Source organism: Pseudomonas sp. S4_EA_1b (assembly GCF_016307435.1).
GTDB classification, from domain to species: domain Bacteria; phylum Pseudomonadota; class Gammaproteobacteria; order Pseudomonadales; family Pseudomonadaceae; genus Aquipseudomonas; species Aquipseudomonas rhodesiae.
Genome location: NZ_JAEILC010000016.1, coordinates 18129 through 35957 on the forward strand (window position 1 = coordinate 18129; position 17829 = coordinate 35957).

Sequence of the window (17829 nt, forward strand, 5' to 3'; positions counted from 1 at the left end):
AAAGCTGCAATCCTGATGCGATAAATGCCCAGAATTCGGGGGCTGAAGGGTCACCCAATCACCTTGGTGAGGTTGGGTAGGATCAGTATCAATGTGGTGGCGAAGAGAATAAGTCCCGCCTGACGTACTTTCGAATGCTTGAACATGGCTGACTGCCTTTTGTTGTTATTCCTGAGCGTCAAATGCGTGCCGTGGTCGTCCAGTATGGCGCTATGACGTGTCGCTTTTCTTACAGCCGCTCCGGCAAAACCCGGCAGCAACGTCTTACTGATTGAACCTTAGAGCCCTCGTTCTTCGTGGCTTAGATCCATTTCGTATCAGCTAATACGAATTCGCGCTTAAAACGACATGAGGCATAACGCCATCTTGGCGCCAATGCCTTGGCTAGACAGCTAAAACGATTAATCCGGCAATTAGCTTAGGCACCTACCGTTCGTCCGAGCATGAGGGTCAAAGGCAATGAGCGCATCCGTCATTGAAACCGTGTCAATCGGGCTTAAGGTAAGGGCACACACGCACGCGGTTCGAGGACGTCATGACCCAAGCTTTGATCTTTGATGCCATACGCACACCCAGGGGCAAGGGCAAGGCCGACGGCGCCTTGCACAGTGTCAAACCGGTCAACCTGGCCGCCGGGTTGCTTACGGCGCTGGCGCAACGCAACGACCTCGACACCCAGCAGGTGGATGACATCGTGCTCGGCTGCGTCACCCCGATCGGTGACCAAGGCGCGGATATCGCCAAGACTGCCGCACTGGTCGCCGACTGGGCCATCAGCGTCGCCGGCGTGCAGATCAACCGCTTCTGCGCCTCAGGCCTGGAGGCGGTCAACCTGGGCGCGATGAAAGTGCGCTCCGGCTTCGAAGACTTGGTGGTGGTGGGCGGCGTCGAGTCCATGTCCCGCGTGCCCATGGGCAGCGACGGCGGCGCCTGGGTTCTGGACCCGCAGACCAATCTGCACAGCCATTTCACCCCCCAGGGTATTGGCGCGGACTTGATCGCAACGTTGGAAGGTTTCACCCGCGAGGACGTCGATACCTTTGCCTTACACTCCCAACAGAAAGCAGCCAGGGCCCGCGCGGACGGTTCCTTCAATAAGTCGTTGATCGCAGTGCAGGACCAAAATGGCATTGTGCTGCTGGATCACGACGAATTTATCCGCGCCGAGTCCACCCTCCAAGGGCTCGGCCAGCTCAAGCCCAGTTTCGAGATGATCGGGCAGATGGGCTTCGACGCCACCGCGTTGCGGGTCTACAGCCATGTGGAGCGGATCCAGCATGTGCACACACCGGGCAACAGTTCCGGCATCGTCGACGGTGCCGCGTTGATGCTGATCGGCTCAGAGGCCAAGGGCCGTGAGCTGGGCTTGCACCCACGGGCGCGGATTGTTGCCACTGCGGTGACCAGCACCGACCCCACCATTATGCTCACCGGTCCCGCGCCGGCCACCCGCAAAGCCTTGGTCAAGGCCGGTTTGCGCGTGGAAGACATCGACTTGTTCGAAGTCAACGAAGCCTTCGCCTCGGTGGTGCTCAAGTTCATCAAGGACATGGGTATCGACCCCGCGCGGGTCAACGTCAATGGCGGTTCGATCGCCATGGGCCACCCGTTGGGCGCCACCGGCTGTGCGATTCTCGGTACTTTGCTCGACGAATTAGAGGCACGCCAGCTGCGCTATGGCCTGGCCACCCTGTGTGTCGGCGGTGGCATGGGCATCGCCACTGTGATCGAACGTCTCTGAGCCCAAGGAATTAGTTATGACCGATGCCATTCGTTACGAAAAAGGCCAGGACCAGATCGTGGTGCTGACCCTTGACCTGCCTGGCCAGAGTGCCAACACCATGAATGCCGTATACCGCGAGGCCATGGCCGCCACCGTCGCACGTCTTGAAGAGGAAAAGGACCACATCGCCGGTGTGGTTATCACGTCGGCCAAGAAGACTTTTTTCGCCGGTGGAGACCTCAACGAGTTGATCGCCGTCGACAAGGCCGATGCCAAGGCGTTCTACGACGGCGTGCGAGTGCTCAAGGCGCAGTTGCGTCGCCTGGAGGCCCTTGGCAGGCCGGTGGTGGCCGCCATCAATGGTGCGGCGCTGGGCGGTGGCTGGGAGATTTGCCTGGCCTGCCATTACCGTATCGCGCTGGACGAGCCATCGGTGCAACTGGGGTTGCCGGAAGTCACCTTGGGTCTGCTGCCCGGAGGCGGGGGCGTGGTGCGTATGGTGCGTTTATTGGGCTTGGAAAAAGCCCTGCCGTATTTGCTGGAAGGTAAAAAAGTACGCCCGCAACAAGCATTGCAAGCCGGTTTGATCCATGCGCTGGCCACGGACCGCGACGCGATGCTGGCCCAGGCCCGCGCCTGGATTCTTGCCAACCCCGAGGCCAGACAACCCTGGGACAACAAGGGTTATCAGATCCCCGGCGGCACGCCGTCGCACCCCAAGGTCGCGCAGATGCTGGCGATTGCGCCGTCGATCCTGCGCAGCAAAACCCAGGGCTGTTTCCCGGCGCCGGAGAAAATCCTCTGTGCCGCTGTGGAAGGCGCTCAGGTGGATGTCGACATGGCTCACCTGATCGAAACCCGCTATTTCACTGAATTGGTCACCGGACAAGTGGCCAAGAACATGATCGGCACCTTTTGGTTCCAGCTCAATGACATCAATGCCGGGCGTTCGCGCCCCGCAGGTATTGCACCTTATGTGACACGCAAGCTCGGTGTACTCGGCGCGGGCATGATGGGGGCGGGTATCGCTTATGTCAGCGCCTGCGCGGGGATCGACGTGGTGCTCAAAGACATCAACCTGGCGGCGGCCGAGAGGGGTAAAGCGCACGCGGCGGCGCTGCTGGACAAAAAGCTTGGCCGTGGGCAAGTGAGCGCCGAACAGCGCGAAAGCATCCTTGCGCGGATTTTTCCCACCCAGGACGACGGCGACCTGGCCGGCTGTGACCTGATCATCGAAGCAGTGTTCGAAGACCGTGAACTCAAGGCCAAGGTGTCGGCCGCCGCCCAGCGCGTGGTGAGTGCCGATGCGGTGATCGCGTCCAATACTTCCACCTTGCCCATCACCGGCCTGGCCACGGCGGTGCCGGACCCCGCCAAATTTATCGGTCTGCATTTCTTCAGCCCGGTGGACAAGATGGCCTTGGTGGAAATCATCAAGGGCGCACATACCTCGGACGAAACCCTGGCCCGTGGTTTCGATTTCGTACTGCAGATCAAGAAAACCCCCATCGTGGTCAACGACAGCCGTGGATTCTTCACCTCACGGGTGTTCGCCACCTTCACCAATGAAGGTATCGCCATGCTTGGCGAGGGCGTGGCCGCGCCGTTGATCGAGACTGAGGCGCGTAAGGCCGGGATGCCGGTGGGGCCGCTGGCTGTGTCCGATGAAGTCTCACTCAGCCTGATGAGCCATATCCGACAGCAAACCGCCAAGGATCTGCTGGCCGAAGGTCAGGCGGTGCTGGCTCATCCAGCCACGGCGGTGATCGAGCGGCTCGTCAATGAATTCAAACGGCTGGGCAAAGCAGCTGGCGGCGGTTTTTATGAGTACCCCAGTGGCGGGCAGAAATACCTGTGGCCAGAGCTGAAACAGCGCTTCGAGCGGCCCGAACAACGGATCTCGGCGCAGGACGTGCGCGACCGGTTGCTGTTTATCCAAGCCATCGAAACCGTGCGCTGTGTGGAGGAGGGGGTGTTGATGTCCACGGCGGACGCCAACGTGGGCTCGATCTTCGGCATCGGTTTTGCGGCATGGAGTGGCGGCGCATTGCAATTTATCAATCAATACGGCCTGAACGACTTTATCGCTCGCGCCCGCTATTTGGCCGAACAGTACGGCGAGCGGTTCACGCCGCCGGCACTGTTGTTGCAAAAAGCCGCGCGAGGGGAGAGTTTCGTATAGGTGTGGCGGGGGCTTGCTTTGCAGGTAGGTTTGCAGGCAGGCTTGAGGTGTTCGATATTCCCATCGCCGTGTCAGGTATTTTTTATGTCGCTACGCGTCTGCATCCTGGAAACCGATATCCTGCGTCCAGGCTTGATCGATCAGTACCAAGGTTACGGGCAGATGTTCAAGCGCCTGTTCGCCAAGCAGCCGATCCCTGCCGAGTTTGTGGTGTACAACGTGGTGAACGGGGAGTACCCGCCGGACGATGAGCAGTTTGACGCCTATCTGGTCACCGGCAGCAAGGCAGACTCCTTCGGCACCGACCCGTGGATCCAGACGCTCAAAACCTACTTGCTCGAACGTTACCAACGCGGCGATAAACTGCTGGGCATCTGCTTTGGCCATCAGTTGCTGGCGCTGTTGCTGGGTGGTAAAGCCGAGCGCGCTACTCAAGGTTGGGGCATGGGCATTCATGATTACACACTGGATGCCCAGGCGCCGTGGATGAGCCCCGAGGTGCCTGAACTGACGCTGCTGATCAGCCATCAGGATCAGGTGACCACCTTGCCGGAGGGCGCCAAAGTCATTGCCTCCAGCGCGTTTTGCCCGTTCGCCGCGTACCACATCGGCGATCAGGTACTGTGCTTCCAGGGCCACCCGGAATTTGTTCAGGATTATTCGCGCGAGTTGCTGGAGATTCTTCAGACAACCTTGGGCGAAAAAGTCTACTCAAACGGTGTAGCCAGCCTGGCACGCGAACACCATGGCGTCACCGTAGCGGAATGGATGATGCGCTTTGTGGCGCACAAGCCCGAAGCCGAGGTTAAAGCCATCCCGACCGCTTGAAGCTGGCCCACAGGCTGGTGCACCCCACCGCGATCAGCCCGAGCACCGCAAAATAGCCGTAGTGCCATTGCAGCTCGGGCATGTTCTGGAAGTTCATCCCATAAATCCCCGCCACTGCGGTGGGGAACGCCAGGATCGCTGCCCAGGCGGCGAATTTGCGCTGCACTACACTCTGGCGCGACGCCTCCAGCAACACCCCGATTTCAATGGTCTGGCTGGCAATGTCGCGCAGGGTGGTGAGGTCTTCCATCTGCCGTGTGACGTGGATCTGCACATCGCGGAAATACGGACGCATGTTCTTGTCGATAAACGGAAAGCTCAGTTTCTGCAGCTCCTGGCTGATCTCTACCATTGGCGCCACATGACGCTTGAGCCGCAGCACGTCGCGGCGCAGGCTGTGGAGGTTCTGGATATCGCGTTCGCTCAACGAACTGCACAGCACATTGCGCTCCAGCTCATCGATCTCGGCATGGATTGCCTCACTGACCGGCTGGTAGTTTTCCGTGACGAAATCCAGCAGCGCATAGAGTACGAAATCTTCCCCATGCTCCAATAACAATGGTCGCGCCTCACAGCGCTGACGTACAAAACCGTAGGACGCCGAGTGACCGTTGCGTGCGGTAATCACGTAGCCGTTGCCGGCGAAGATATGGGTTTCGATAAACACCAGTTTGCCGTTCTCGCGCACCGGCGAATACGTGACGATAAACAGCGCGTCGCCAAAGGTTTCCAGCTTGGGGCGGCTGTGTTTTTCCAGGGCGTCTTCGATGGCCAGTTCATGCAGGTTGAACTGGCGTTGCAGGTTGGCCAATTCCAGGGCGTTGGGCTCTTCCAGGCCGATCCACACAAAATGCCCAGGTTTGGCGGCCCAGGCCGCGCCTTCGTCGAGGGTGATATCGGTGACTTTCTTTCCGGCGCTATACACGGCGGCCGCAACAACTCTACCCATGATGCTGATCACTTCTTATAAGAGGAGACAGATGTTGGGCAGCTTAGCGTGAATGGCGTTCCGTAGTAGGAGCGAGCACCCTCGCTCCTATAAGGAAAAGGGAATCAGGCCCTCTTGAGCTGCGCATCCATGCCCTCGATGCAGGCATCCATTTGTGCCTGACATGCCTGCATCAAGGCGGGGATATCATCCGACGTCATGCCGCAGGTAGGAATCGGCGGCAGAGAGCGTATAAGCACATCACCGCTGTTCCAGCGATTGAGCTGCATATGGGTGACGTAATTGCTGACGCACACCTGCACGATGGGCACCCCGGCGGCGATGGCCATATGAAAGGCGCCTTTCTTGAATGGCAGCAGACCCTTGCCCAGGTTGCGCGTGCCTTCGGGGAACACCCAGATCGAGGTGTCTTTATGTTGCAACGTATCGGTGGTCGTAAGCATGGCGCGGCGCGCTTTATGGGCATTGCCGCGGTCGATCAACACATTGCCCGCCAGCCAGAACAACTGGCCGAACAGCGGCACCCACTTGAGGCTCTTCTTGGCGATGCACACGGTGCGGTGGGGCACCACGGTACCGAACACGAACAAGTCATAGTTGGACTGATGGTTGGCGATAATCACGCAAGTGCCCGGCTTATGCCGCAGCGAGTCGACATCGGCTTTCACATTCAGCCCCAACAACCACATGGCGGGCACGGCGTATAGGCGGGCGCACAAGCGACTGTTATCCGGGTTGAACGGACGGCAAACGCCAATCAGCACACCCAACACACCAGCCACTATAAAGTGCAGGCCCATCAACACCATACGTAACAGAAAATGCATCCACCTGGCCTATCGAAACAAAAGGTGGCGCAGTGTACGGTTGTGCACTGTATTCGGCAATTGGCGCTATAGAGGTAGGAGATGGGCGATGTTTAAGCGCATATTTCGGTATTTGCCAGAGCCCCCAGCCTAGAGCGACTAAGGCTTCTTCAGATATGGCTGTAAGAAAAAGCCCGGCGCAAGGTCGGGCTTTGGCACAAGCAAGGTTGGGCTTAACTAAGAATATGGCCCTGATCCTGGATGATTGCCTCGTCCAGAGCTTCCAGCAGCGCTTTGCGCACTTTCAATTTGGTGTGCTTGTGGGCGTTCATATTGATCTTCTTCAATTGCCGCGCCGCCTCCAGAGCTGCTGCGTGCAGTTCTTCCGGGGCGACCACTTTATCGAGGAAGCCGGCCTGCAATGCACCCTGAGGGTCGAACATCTCGGCATTGATCACCGAGCGATGAAACGCCGACTTGCGCAGACGATCCCGTGCCAGCTCGATCCCGGCGTGGTGCATGGTCATGCCGATCATCACTTCGTTCAGGCCGATGCTGAACGGGCCTTCCACCCCGATCCGATAATCCGCCGACAACAACAGAAAGGCGCCCTTAGCCACCGCATGCCCAGGGCACGCCACAATCACCGGGAACGGGTGCGACAACAGCCGCCGCGCCAATGTCGAGCCCGACGTCACCAGGCCGATTGCTTCTTTGGGGCCGGCGGTCATCACCTTCAAATCGTAACCCCCGGACAGAATCCCCGGCGTGCCGGTAATCACTACTACCGCCCGATCCTTCTCGGCCTGGTCCAGCGCTTCGTTAAACGCACTGACCACCGCCGGGGAAATGGCGTTGACCTTGCCGTTGCTCAAGGTCAGGGTGGCGATACCGTCTTCGAGGTGGTAGGCAATCAACTCACTCATGACGCGGTTCCTTGTAGGGCTTGTTATAGAAGAATGCAGCAGACGTTACCCACCACGCCCGGCTCGGTAAAGCGCTATGACTGACTACCCAGTCAGCCTTTTCCCCCATGCCCAAGCCTAGACGGCCTGCGGCGTGGCGCGACAAAGCCTTGAGACAGGCGCCAGCGGTGCCTGAGAATGGCACAATCACCACCCCTCGCCGGACATGCTCAGGCATAACCGGCTAACCGCATGAATATTCTGAAAAAAACCTTTGCCATCAGAAAGGCTTTCGACTACATTAGCGCGCCTCGACAGACTGAACTGGTTTGACGAGATACGGTGAAGTGTCCGAGTGGCTTAAGGAGCACGCCTGGAAAGTGTGTATACAAGAAATTGTATCGAGAGTTCGAATCTCTCCTTCACCGCCAAATTTGAAACGACTAAACCCCTGAAAACGTTAAAGTTTTCAGGGGTTTTGTGTTTTCAGAGGGGCAAAAAAGGCCCATATGGGAACATCTATGGGAATGCGGGCATCGTCCCAGTAAGCTTTGTCGCCGCTTAGTGCAGGTGTGGTGTCTTTTTGTGAGGCCGAATTTCTACCGACGGAACTCTCTTGAATTCGAAGGCTTTTCCCGCAGCGTAGAAAATGCCGATGCTCAGCTGACAACCTGTCAAGGGAACCGCTTTTTAGTATCGAATCTGTGTCTAGAATACCTGCACGATCTTAATTAAGCGGAGAGCAAGTCATGGAGCCTGCCCATGTTTCAGCCATTATTTCAGCTATCGCGGGCATCACTGGGGTTCTACTCGGCAACGGTCTCGTCGCTTTTAAGGAACGGCGCGCGAACCATTCGAGAGAAATTCAAGAAACTACGTACCTGGGCGCTATCGTTGTTTCTCATTTGGACCGATTTGCCAGCGGATGTTGGGAGGTCGCCATGGACGATGGCACTGAGCAAGGTAGACCTGCAGGGGTGGGGGGTGAATATGTCACTGTTGCAAAACCGCCAGAGTTCAGGCCTTTAGATATCAACGTCAGTTGGAAGCTCCTGCCGAAAGACTTGATGTATTCGATTCTCAGACTTCCCGATGAGCAAGATCAGCTAAACGGGAACCTTGCTGGAATAAATGAATTCAATCCTGATCCACCAGATCATATCGAGTTCTTCCAAGCACGGCAGCGGGGATATGCTGTGCTAGGGCTCCACGCTTCTGATTTAGCGGAGAAACTTCGTTTATATGCTGGATTTCTGGCACCAGTGCTCGATCCCGGAGAGTGGAGTCGAGACAAGAGCATGAAAGAAGTAATTGAAGACATCGACGCGAAACGAGCTGCATACCAGCTCCGCCAAGCGGCTCGTAGCCAACTTTTCGATGCTGCCGATAACGAAAACGAATAGGTCTGCCTGCCTGGCCGATCTTGATCAGCTTATCCAGTATTCAGGCTCTGACTTCAACACCTTTGGGCAGGCCCGCGGCCTGCCTGCTGGAGTGCCCTTACGCGTCATAATTTAAGCGCTATCTGCAGCAAACCGATTACGTCCGGACCGTCTTCATTGATCCACATGCCGTAGTGCTGCCGGATCATGTTAGCGCTGGTGTGCCCCATCTGCTCCGCGATCCAGTCAACCGAAGCCACGCCGGTGGTGAGCAACTGGCTGGCGTAGGTGTGACGACACTGGCCAGGTCCGCGATAACGAACGCCGGCCGCTTTCAAGTGCGCTTTGAAGAACCTGTCTCTCACGACAAAGTCGCTCACGTGCGGCAGGCCGCTCTTGGTGTTCAGGAATACAAAGTGCAGCTTGTGCTTGCGGACGGTTTTATTGTCCCGCTCGACGACGTCGACAGTGTCCACAGTCTTGAGCTGGTTGATGGCGTCCAGTTTGCGCAGTGCATCCCACGCTGGCTCAAGCAGACGCACCTTGCGCGTAGAGCGCCGGGTTTTCGTCACTCGGTAGGCACCGCGCACCTTGGACCGGCGGAAAGTCACTGTCCCCTGTTTCAGATCGACGTCCTCCCAGGCCAGCGCAATGGTCTCCGACACACGTGGGCCTGCCCAAATCATGAACTGCACCATCAGCAGCTCTTGGGTCCGGCTGGTGGGTGTTTCGAGGATCTGCTTGATTTCCGCCCTGGTGAATGGGTCGGGCGCCTCGGGATCGGGTAGTCGGACGAATAACCCCTCGGTTGGGTCGTGCGCGACCTTCTTACGGGTGCGGTACAACCGGAACACCTGGCGCACATTACTGATGATGTCGCGGATGGTCTTGTTCTTCAGCCGCTTCGACAGCGGCCCCTGAATCCATTCCTGCAGGTCCAGGTGGTCAATTTGATCGATCTGAACATCACCCCAGCGCGGCCGCACATGAACCTCGGCCTTGTTCTTATATCCACGAAAAGAGGTAGCGGCCACGCTGTTGCTCTTGATCGTGAGCCAAAGGTCCAGGTAATGCCCGAAAGTGTTCTCGGCCAGCTTGGTCGACTCGGGAAAATGCCGGCGGTAATCGAAGGTGCCGGCCTGGATTTCGTACTCGATCACTGTGACCAGACGCTTTGCATGCTCCCGGTTTTCTGGTGTATTACCGCCGGGCACCAGCTCCCGGCACAGCTCGCCATTGAAACGAAAATAGACCCGTACCGAATTGCCACGGGCCTCTACGCCATCTGCCATATGCGTCCCCACGCGATGTATCGAAAGATTCTTCCAACAGGAAGAAAAAAGGCCCGTCGCCGGGCCAGATGTATTGCGGGTTTAGTGTTGCCGATCACTGCTGGCGAAGTAACCAGAACAGGCTGGCACTTTTTCTAGGTGCCGGTGTGACCCCGGCTTGGGCCTCCTCGGCCCGGCGCTTGGCATTGGCCGCTTGGCGCGCCTTGCTGCATTTCTGGTGGTTGCCGTGGGCGCGGGATTTACCGCATTGGTCACAGACGCCCGTCAGGTCGAGATTCCAGGGAAAGGATCTACCGTTATTCATCGATCCCTCCAAACAATGACAGGCGGTTCAACTGACTGTGGCAATGCGGGTTTATCCATATGCGTTCGGTTCGGGTTGCAGACCCGCGCGCCGCGCTGATCCGGGCGGACGTTCCGTAACTGGCCCAACCGGGCAGCAGGTCGGCGTACAGATCGCTGGGGTAACCGAAATGACTGATGAATGAGCTCTGGCTGAGCCTTATGTGCTGCGGGTTTCGCGCCGTCATCTTGGATCTCGCAGACGAACCGATGCAGCTCTCGGTTGGGGGCAGTCAGTGCTTTAGTGAGTCCAGGCACGGCGCCAATGCACCGCTCATAGGCACCTGCTCCGCTCCAGCTATCAACCTTCACAACGTGACAATCAGTTCGTGTTGCATCTACGCAAAGGTAAAGCAGCAGGGATACGCTCATGCGTTGATCTCCTGCTGCGAGACGCTCAGCGCAACCGCCACTGGCTGCACCCAAATCGACACATTGCTGAGCATGAAAGTCTCCCCAGCCTCGGATAGCAGCAGCGTCATGCCGAACACGTCGGCCATCGCTCTCGCTGCCGCGCGCGGTACAGCGTTCCCGATCCGTTCGCGGTGGTTGCCGTCGTTAATACCGTCAAGCCGGAAAACACCCGCCTGTTCAATCTTGCGTACGCGCTGCATCCGCTCGATTTCATGGGCCGTCTGGGGATCGGTTGACCAGTATTCTTCTGGATCAAAAAGCGATTGCAGCGCGGCCAGCTCCAGGGTGGTGAACGGGCGGTGCCAGGTGCCGTCGAGGCTGGTGATCATGCAGGTCAGTCGGTCGTTGGGCGCCGGCATACGCTGATCGGCAACCGACCAGCGGCCGTTGTCGTGGCAGGCACTGGCGGACACGGCAACGGCCGGCGTGTTGTAGTCGACGACTCCGTAATGCCCACCGGTCAGGTAGGCATCGCCCTTGGTGCGCGACATGCCTGGGCGCGGATCTGCGATCGATAAAGCCCCGCTCGCAACCTGCTGTGAGCCGGTCACGGTGTTGGCGCTCTCGCGCCAGGGCGTGATGCGCAGCTTTTGTGTGCTGGCTTTCGGGTGCCAGTTTTTGAAAGCGGGATCTGCCACGGCAAAAGCGCCTTGACCGGTGGTGCTGCCGGCAATGACGGTGCCGGCTGGCTTGCTGTAGTCGGTGACCAGGTACTTGCCGAACCCCTTGGACGGTTGCCGAGGATCTGCAACCGCCTGCCCGCCGGAGCTGGGACCGTGGCCTGCGGTAACCGTGCCGGCGGCTTGGTCATTACGTACCACGCGGAACACATTATTGTGGCGTTCGCCGCCCATGCGCGGGTCAGCAACGCTAAATGTCCCTTGTCCTGGGCTGCGCTGACCGGTGACCACACCGCAGTGGCGGTCAAAGGGCAGCACTCCGTACTGGGTGTATTCGAATTTGCTGGTCGGGCGCGGATCTGCCACGGAAAACTTGCCGTTCATGGGCCGGCTCGCACCTGCAACCACGCCGGCTGTATCGTCCCAATCGACAACCCCGAGCACGCCGTTGTGGTATTCCGGCACGATCACGAAGTCACGAAGATGACCGTCCTCAATCGCAAACCGACTCAGGCTGCGCCAATCCTTGCCCGCCTCAACAAGAGCCAGGCGTACCCAAGTTTTCCACTGCAATGCCGGCACCCGGTGCATCGGCCCCGCCTGATCGATATCGCCGGCCAGCGGCATGCGGCTTAGTACATCACCGACAGCGCGCAGGCTCCGCTTTTCAGGTTCATACAAGAACGCCGGGACCTGCTCGACGTGCCTGGCCACCAGCAAGAAACGCTTGCGGCTCTGTGCCAGCCCGCCAATTTCGCCACAGTCGTGGGTGCTTTCCGCCACCGCATAGCCGTAATGGCGGAGCAACTTGGTGATCTGATCCAGCAGGTAGCGGCCACGGGTTGCCAGGCGCGGCACGTTTTCGAACACGATCAGCTTCACCGGTTGGTGCTTCCAGGCTTCGCACATCAGCCACACACACCGCAACGTCAGCTCGTTGAGCGCTCGGTATTTGGGAGTCTGGCTCATTGTCTCCGAAAGGAGGCCCGATGCGCCCTTGCAGGGACTGCTGATGAATACCGCGTCCGGGTCTTCGTTGCCGGCGGCGCGGCGCAGATCCTCGGCGGTGGCCTCGACCCAACCGGCTGGTGGCTGCTGGCCGTGGAACGCTGTGTATTGTTCGCGTGTGAACAGGTCCATTAGCGTGCCAGGCACGCCGGTCATCATCTGGAAGTCGCGCAAGCCGGCGGGGTCGACATCGACGCCGCCCAGGCAGCGCCATTCAGCTTGCACGGGGCCCAGGACGGGTTTGGAGTCGCTGAAGCCAGCGGCGCCGCTGCCGAGGCCGCAGCAGAGGTGGAAGTGCGTGAGGGAGCGTTTAAGCATTGGACACCTCCATTGCCTTCAACTTCGCCACGCGTGCGGACTCGTATTCGCTCGCCAGGATCTCCACAGCGCCCTCGATCCACCCGCAGGATGGTTTTCCATCGGCTACATTGGCCCGGTGTTCGGCTTCATTGATTTGAAAGCCCAGGTGAAAGTACGCGGTGCCGTCGAGTTCAAACTTGACCCCGCCACTCATGAGCAAATTGCCCGTGTTTACCCCCAACCGCTGCCAATATTCATGAGTGCTGAGGCGTTTTGGGCAGTGCTCTGCCCACAAGGCAACGAGGCGCGCATGCTCCGCCCTGATTGCTGCGCGATCTTCCTTTGACATGCCTTTTGCAAGCTTGGCGGTGCTGCGCAGTGAGCGGTAGCCATAGTCGTCAGGGCGGCACCAGTGCGCATCCAGCTCAGCACCGCCTGTAAGTTTCACTCCACCAGCAAAGTGAGAAGTGATGTCCAGCATTGGCGCGACCGTGCCGCCGAACTTCGAGCCCAGCACCGCCAGCTGGGCTCTGTGCATGTCCTTCTGAATGTAAAAGTCGCGAACTATCGCTACGGTCGCTGGCTCGCTGGATTTGTAAAAGAAGTCAGACATGGTCACTGCCCTCCCATGAGCATGCGTGTGAGTGCGTTGGGCTGGCCGTCTGGTGTCAACTTGCTCAGCGGTTGCTTGGTGGTGCGGCCATTGGCGCTACGCAAGGTGGCGACGTTGCCGTCGATTGCCTGGATCACGGCTTTTCGCGCGCTGAACCGGTAGTTGCGACCGCCACCACTGATTGCGACGTAGCTGACCTTGTCGCCGACGGCGAGGGGGGTTGTGATAGCCTCTGCGGTGCTGCTCTGGGGTTGATTCGCTTGCATGGTGCGTCTCCTTTGGGTGGTAGGTGTCGGGGAGTTGGCGCTCCTCGACACCATCTTTCAGGCCGGTTTGGCCTGGTCTTGCTCAATGATCGCTATGACTTCGTCTCGGTCTTTCGCATAAGCGAAGGGCAGTTCGCCCCCTGGGCGAGTGATGGGGTAGCGCGACTCCGGCAACCGGCACAACGCGACGGTGTAGCCGCTGTCGGTAACCCAGCAGTTCTGCTGGACTTGCCCGTCCCTATTGCTTTTCGGCGCCCATTTCATGCCCACGTCCCTATCAGTTCTTCCCAAATGGCATCGCCATTGGGGATGTACGTGTGCACCTCTTGCTCTGGCGAGTAGTCCAGTTGCAGCACCGCCAGGCAGTCGTCGAACAGTGCGGTGTCGAGGCCGCGCAGACTGGTCAGGACAAAGGGGTAGTCGTGGCCGTTGTAGAGCCCGAGCAGGAAGCGACCGATCACCGCGCTCTGGCCTGTATCGCGCTGGGCGACAGGGACCAGCCGGGCCAACGCTTCAATACCGGCCTTACGGATGGCAGGGCGCTTGGCTTCGAACTCCCGCAGTTGCTGGAACCAGTTGGGCTGCTGTTTTTGGGCAGGCGTAGTCATGCGGATTCTCCTTTCGAAGGCCGGGTCAGTAGGGGATGGTGTCGAGGAAAGCGATGTCGTGAATCACCTTCCTGGTCTCAAGGCGGAGTCCTTCAGGAATCGAAAGAAGTAGGCAAAGCAGGTCAAGTAGAGCGAGCATTTGCGCGCAGTTGAGGGCAGTGCGCGAGTTCAAGCCCTGCCCATATTTACGCGTCAGTTGCCCCCGGAAGGCAGGTACGAGATTCATGAGGTTGCTGGCAATCCAGTCTTCGGACTGAGTCACCTTGATGGCGAACGTACTCGCATCGTCTGCGTTGATATCGACGATGGCCTCCGGCCGGACTCTGGGCCTGTGAGCGCCGTCAGCTGAGAGATCGAGCGTAACCATTCGGCTGACGACCGCGTCACTGCAGTCCAGCGGTTGGTTTGCGGTTATCACCAGAGCACCGCGGAATGTCACTTCTTCACTCCGACCGTCCCCCGAGCGCATACTCACGCTGCCCGAGCTAAAGAGCGGCTTCAATTCATCCCAATCAATGGACTGGCCTAACTCGCCTTGTTCCTCGCAAATGACAATCCGCTGCCCTGCGCTGGCAAACGTGCGCGCTCGCCCGGCTGGAGTGGAGTGCCCCAGAAAATTGGAATACGGCGTTTGCCCGTTCAGCTTTTGGAGGTAGTCCAGCAGCAGACTCTTGCCACTGCCGGCGGCGCCGACGATCTGCAGGAACGGGAAGCTGGTCTGTTCCTCACGAATTCGGCCTGCGTGCACAGCCCCCATCCACCAGGCCATAGCCAGTACTCCCCGAGCGCCGAAGTAGGCGACAAAGTCGTTAAAGCGAATGGCCGATTTGAGTTCGTTTTGCATGTTGCTGCTCCTGTTGTTGCGGTGGTTACACGCCCTGGAATACCCAGCAGCGAATGGTTTTAGGTTTGTCGAAGGCGTCGACCTGCCGCGCCGAGTTGACGGGCTTGTTCGATTCCAGAAATTTGGGTGACTTACTGGTCTTGAGTAGGCGTTTCAGGTCACTCAGCGGCGGTACCTGCTGGCGTTTATTGGCAGCCATTTCCACAAACTCGTTGAGGTTCACGGCGATCAGTCCATCGCGACGCGCATGGTTCAGCGCGGCTTTCTCGTCCATGCCATTCAGGAACTCGTACAGATCCCAAAACTCGCGCACGGTCGGGTGGTCGGCGTTGATTGCCTGCTGACGCTCGAGGGCCATGCGGCTGATTTCGGCGTGTGCGAGGGCTTTGCGCCGATCACCGAGCGGGACAACCCCGGCCAGTGCATCCACCAGACTGCGTAACTGGGCGTGGTTCTTGGCGATACGCACCGTGCGGATGCCGGGCTGGGCCAGCAGCTCCTGCTCGTAGCGGGAGGTATTTTCCTCCATCAGTCGCATCGTGTTGGCTTCGCGCTGCAGCGCCTTGACCAGGAAGCCGCTGATGTTTTCCATCGGCATGCGTTCCAGTTGCTCGGCAAAATGCTTGGTTTCCGGGGTGTGATGCTCCCGCGTCAAATGGACATGGCAGAGCCGCTGGAGGATGGGTTCGGAAGCGTTCACGGGATTGTTCTGTGCGATCAGCAGCGCCGCGCGGAACGGCGGTTCGTGAGTGTCGTTGCCGTTGTTCTTAACGCCGGTGGAGCGAACGCTGCGGCCGTTGTAGGCCGTTTTCAGTTCGTCCCAGTCGAAGTGCTTCACCGGCTGGCCTTCCTTTTGCTCGCGCTCCGATTCGATCAGTACCACCGGCAAGTTGGCGACCTGCGAAAAGTTTCGCGCACGGCTTGCGGCGGTCGCCTTGGATGGGTCGAAGCCTTCGTAGTCAGTGCGCCCGACCAGTTTCCAAAGCAGCTCTACCAATGTGGTTTTGCCCGAGCCGGCTTCACCCACGAGTTCTAGGAACATCAGCGACTTGTGAATCTGGCGGATCTGCTCGGCGTGCAAGGCGCCCAGCCACCAAGCGAGCACCACCAGGCCCTGCACGCCGAAGCAGCGCCAGTAGATGTCGAACCACCCTTCGTTGTAGGCGTTGAGGTCGGTGTTGATCTGCAGCACCGGTGACTGGCTCTGCGACTTAATGCTCAGCTTGCCGAGGTCGAAAAAGTCTTCCTTGTTGCGCTTCTGTACAGCTCCGCCGTAGAACGCCAGGTCATTGAAGACATACGCGCCATGCTCACGGCTGTAGCCGATCCATTCGATGGTGTTGACGGTCTTCAGGCAGTCCAGCTGGGGCGCCAGAATCCGCTTCAGTTGTTGGGCACTGCCCTCGAACATTGCGCCGTTGGAGACGTTGAGCAGGCGATTCGCGAACTCAGGCGCCGAGGTGAGTTGCTTGGCTGTAAACGTGCTTTTGATGGCCGGCCCTTGAGGGCGCTCAATGCGGAAGTAGTACCAGGCCTCGTCGGTCAGGTCGTTGCGCATGTAGTACAGCGCCTGGAAATTGCAATTGGCAATGCTCGTCACTGAGCCGGACTGACGCAGGGCCTTGTAGCGGCGCTGTTCCTCTGTGAGCAACTGGTCTTCATGTCGCTCAGAGCTTTCCAGATCGGTCATCGCGCGGTCGTACTTTTCAAGGTCCAACCGAAACCAATACAGGCGCTTGCGAAACGAGAAGTGGAACTCCTTGCGCTCGTTGCGCACGTAGATCAGGAACGCCTTTTCCTCCGCCGAATCAGCCAGCAACAAATCACCCTGGTGGCGCGCCTCGTCAAGGTCTTGCTCAATCCGTTCCGCGCGCTTGTCATCACCCTCGATCGATTTCCAACGCAGGTGTAGGTCATTCCAGTCGACCTTTTTTCCACTGGGTTGGGGGATCACGGCGGCTTTGCAGGTGAAGCCCAGGTCGCGTGCTTCCTTTGCCCAGCGGCGCATGTTGGCCTTGGCAACTGGTTCGTTGTCCAGTGCCCATACCAGGTGGGGCAGGCGCTTGCCGGCGTCCTGGCGCAACTTGACCAGGGCCTTGAGCGAGTCGATTGGGCAGGGGGCACTAGACATCATCGACACGGCTGGCACTTCGTTGTGCAGTAGTGCAATGGCGTCGAAAATCCCCTCAACTATGAACAGTTCGTCGACTTCCAGCAGGTCCAGGCTCGGTGGGCACCACCAGACGCCTTTGTAACCTGGCAGGCCTTCACCGGTGGGGCGAAAGCGTGCCTTCATCTTGCCGAACCGATCCGGCCTATCGATGAGGCGCTCCCAGTACCCGCCCTTTTCAAGCGGGAAACGCACCGTGGCGCTGCCGATGCTCAGTCGACTATCCCAGTAGTTATCCTGGGTAAACCAACCTGCGATCAGCTCAAATTTGAAGCCGCGCGCAAACTCAAAATAAGCGCGTGCCGTGGCGAGAGGGTTTTCCGGCGTTGACGGAGCGGTCTTGCTCCAGTCATTGAACAGATCGTCGTAGACGTCTTTCACGTAAACGCGGTGGTCGCACTTTTCCGGGCGCCCGCAAACCAACGTCCACGGCGACTCGGAAGAGGTGTAGAGCGTCTTCTGATTGCAGGCTGGGCATACGCCCTTACGCATGTATTTGGTGCCAGGCATTTGTTTGAGCTGGTAGTCCCGCTCAATGCGTTGGATGACATCGGCGCGCAGCCTTTCTTCCATTTCC

General features: G+C 58.8%; 16 protein-coding genes and 1 tRNA gene. 5 read left to right on the forward strand and 12 right to left on the reverse strand.

Annotated features, from left to right (window positions below; genetic code table 11):
• Nucleotides 1-535: 535 nt before the first annotated feature.
• From YA0848_RS06245 to YA0848_RS06255, 3 genes are all read left to right on the forward strand, one after another.
• Nucleotides 536-1741, forward strand: a complete 1206-nt coding sequence (locus YA0848_RS06245; RefSeq protein ID WP_034099754.1) for an acetyl-CoA C-acetyltransferase — start codon at nt 536-538, stop codon at nt 1739-1741.
• A gap of 16 nt (nt 1742-1757) precedes the next feature.
• Nucleotides 1758-3905 (forward strand): 3-hydroxyacyl-CoA dehydrogenase NAD-binding domain-containing protein, encoded by a 2148-nt coding sequence (locus YA0848_RS06250; RefSeq protein WP_169902499.1) that lies wholly within the window; start codon nt 1758-1760, stop codon nt 3903-3905.
• A gap of 84 nt (nt 3906-3989) precedes the next feature.
• Nucleotides 3990-4733, forward strand: a complete 744-nt coding sequence (locus tag YA0848_RS06255) for an amidotransferase (protein WP_040269192.1) — start codon at nt 3990-3992, stop codon at nt 4731-4733.
• Here the strand turns inward: YA0848_RS06255 and YA0848_RS06260 are convergent.
• The 3 genes from YA0848_RS06260 to YA0848_RS06270 all read right to left on the reverse strand — a co-directional run bounded on the left by YA0848_RS06260 (nt 4711) and on the right by YA0848_RS06270 (nt 7414).
• Nucleotides 4711-5682 carry a magnesium and cobalt transport protein CorA gene (locus YA0848_RS06260; protein WP_034099751.1) on the reverse strand — a complete coding sequence of 324 codons (972 nt, stop codon included), beginning with the start codon at nt 5680-5682 and terminating at the stop codon, nt 4711-4713. The two genes, YA0848_RS06255 and YA0848_RS06260, sit on opposite strands and share 23 nt — an antisense overlap.
• A 104-nt stretch (nt 5683-5786) precedes the next feature.
• A complete protein-coding gene (locus YA0848_RS06265) occupies nt 5787-6509 on the reverse strand; it encodes a 1-acylglycerol-3-phosphate O-acyltransferase (protein ID WP_169902498.1) in 723 nt (240 codons plus the stop codon).
• Nucleotides 6510-6721: 212 nt separating this feature from the next.
• Nucleotides 6722-7414, reverse strand: coding sequence for a crotonase/enoyl-CoA hydratase family protein (locus tag YA0848_RS06270; RefSeq protein ID WP_034099749.1), 693 nt, complete (start codon nt 7412-7414; stop codon nt 6722-6724).
• Between the two features lie 320 nt (nt 7415-7734).
• Here YA0848_RS06270 and YA0848_RS06275 point away from each other — a divergent pair.
• Together YA0848_RS06275 and YA0848_RS06280 are read left to right on the forward strand one after the other, a co-directional pair.
• A tRNA-Ser gene (locus YA0848_RS06275) sits at nt 7735-7824 on the forward strand.
• Between the two features lie 318 nt (nt 7825-8142).
• Nucleotides 8143-8796 (forward strand): hypothetical protein, encoded by a 654-nt coding sequence (locus tag YA0848_RS06280; RefSeq protein ID WP_198712379.1) that lies wholly within the window; start codon nt 8143-8145, stop codon nt 8794-8796.
• Nucleotides 8797-8900: 104 nt separating this feature from the next.
• On the opposite strand, the gene YA0848_RS06285 is transcribed toward YA0848_RS06280, so the two are convergent.
• The 9 genes from YA0848_RS06285 to YA0848_RS06325 all read right to left on the reverse strand — a co-directional run bounded on the left by YA0848_RS06285 (nt 8901) and on the right by YA0848_RS06325 (nt 17825).
• Nucleotides 8901-10067, reverse strand: a complete 1167-nt coding sequence (locus tag YA0848_RS06285) for an Arm DNA-binding domain-containing protein (RefSeq protein WP_102604815.1) — start codon at nt 10065-10067, stop codon at nt 8901-8903.
• Nucleotides 10068-10161: 94 nt separating this feature from the next.
• Nucleotides 10162-10371 carry a hypothetical protein gene (locus YA0848_RS06290; RefSeq protein WP_198712381.1) on the reverse strand — a complete coding sequence of 70 codons (210 nt, stop codon included), beginning with the start codon at nt 10369-10371 and terminating at the stop codon, nt 10162-10164.
• Between the two features lie 406 nt (nt 10372-10777).
• Nucleotides 10778-12769: a DNA cytosine methyltransferase gene (locus YA0848_RS06295; protein ID WP_198712378.1), complete on the reverse strand. Its 1992-nt coding sequence runs from the start codon at nt 12767-12769 to the stop codon at nt 10778-10780.
• Nucleotides 12762-13364: a hypothetical protein gene (locus tag YA0848_RS06300; RefSeq protein WP_198712377.1), complete on the reverse strand. Its 603-nt coding sequence runs from the start codon at nt 13362-13364 to the stop codon at nt 12762-12764. Before YA0848_RS06300 ends, YA0848_RS06295 begins: the two co-directional genes overlap by 8 nt.
• A gap of 2 nt (nt 13365-13366) precedes the next feature.
• Nucleotides 13367-13630 carry a hypothetical protein gene (locus YA0848_RS06305; protein ID WP_198712376.1) on the reverse strand — a complete coding sequence of 88 codons (264 nt, stop codon included), beginning with the start codon at nt 13628-13630 and terminating at the stop codon, nt 13367-13369.
• A 57-nt stretch (nt 13631-13687) separates the two neighbouring features.
• Complete coding sequence (locus tag YA0848_RS06310) at nt 13688-13894, reverse strand: hypothetical protein (RefSeq protein ID WP_198712375.1); 207 nt, start codon at nt 13892-13894, stop codon at nt 13688-13690.
• Nucleotides 13891-14238 carry a DUF7673 family protein gene (locus YA0848_RS06315; RefSeq protein ID WP_198712374.1) on the reverse strand — a complete coding sequence of 116 codons (348 nt, stop codon included), beginning with the start codon at nt 14236-14238 and terminating at the stop codon, nt 13891-13893. The genes YA0848_RS06310 and YA0848_RS06315 overlap by 4 nt, the downstream gene beginning before the upstream one ends.
• A 25-nt stretch (nt 14239-14263) precedes the next feature.
• Nucleotides 14264-15082: a DUF5906 domain-containing protein gene (locus YA0848_RS06320; RefSeq protein WP_198712373.1), complete on the reverse strand. Its 819-nt coding sequence runs from the start codon at nt 15080-15082 to the stop codon at nt 14264-14266.
• Between the two features lie 25 nt (nt 15083-15107).
• A complete protein-coding gene (locus tag YA0848_RS06325) occupies nt 15108-17825 on the reverse strand; it encodes a toprim domain-containing protein (RefSeq protein ID WP_040269180.1) in 2718 nt (905 codons plus the stop codon).
• Between the last annotated feature and the right edge of the window lie 4 nt (nt 17826-17829).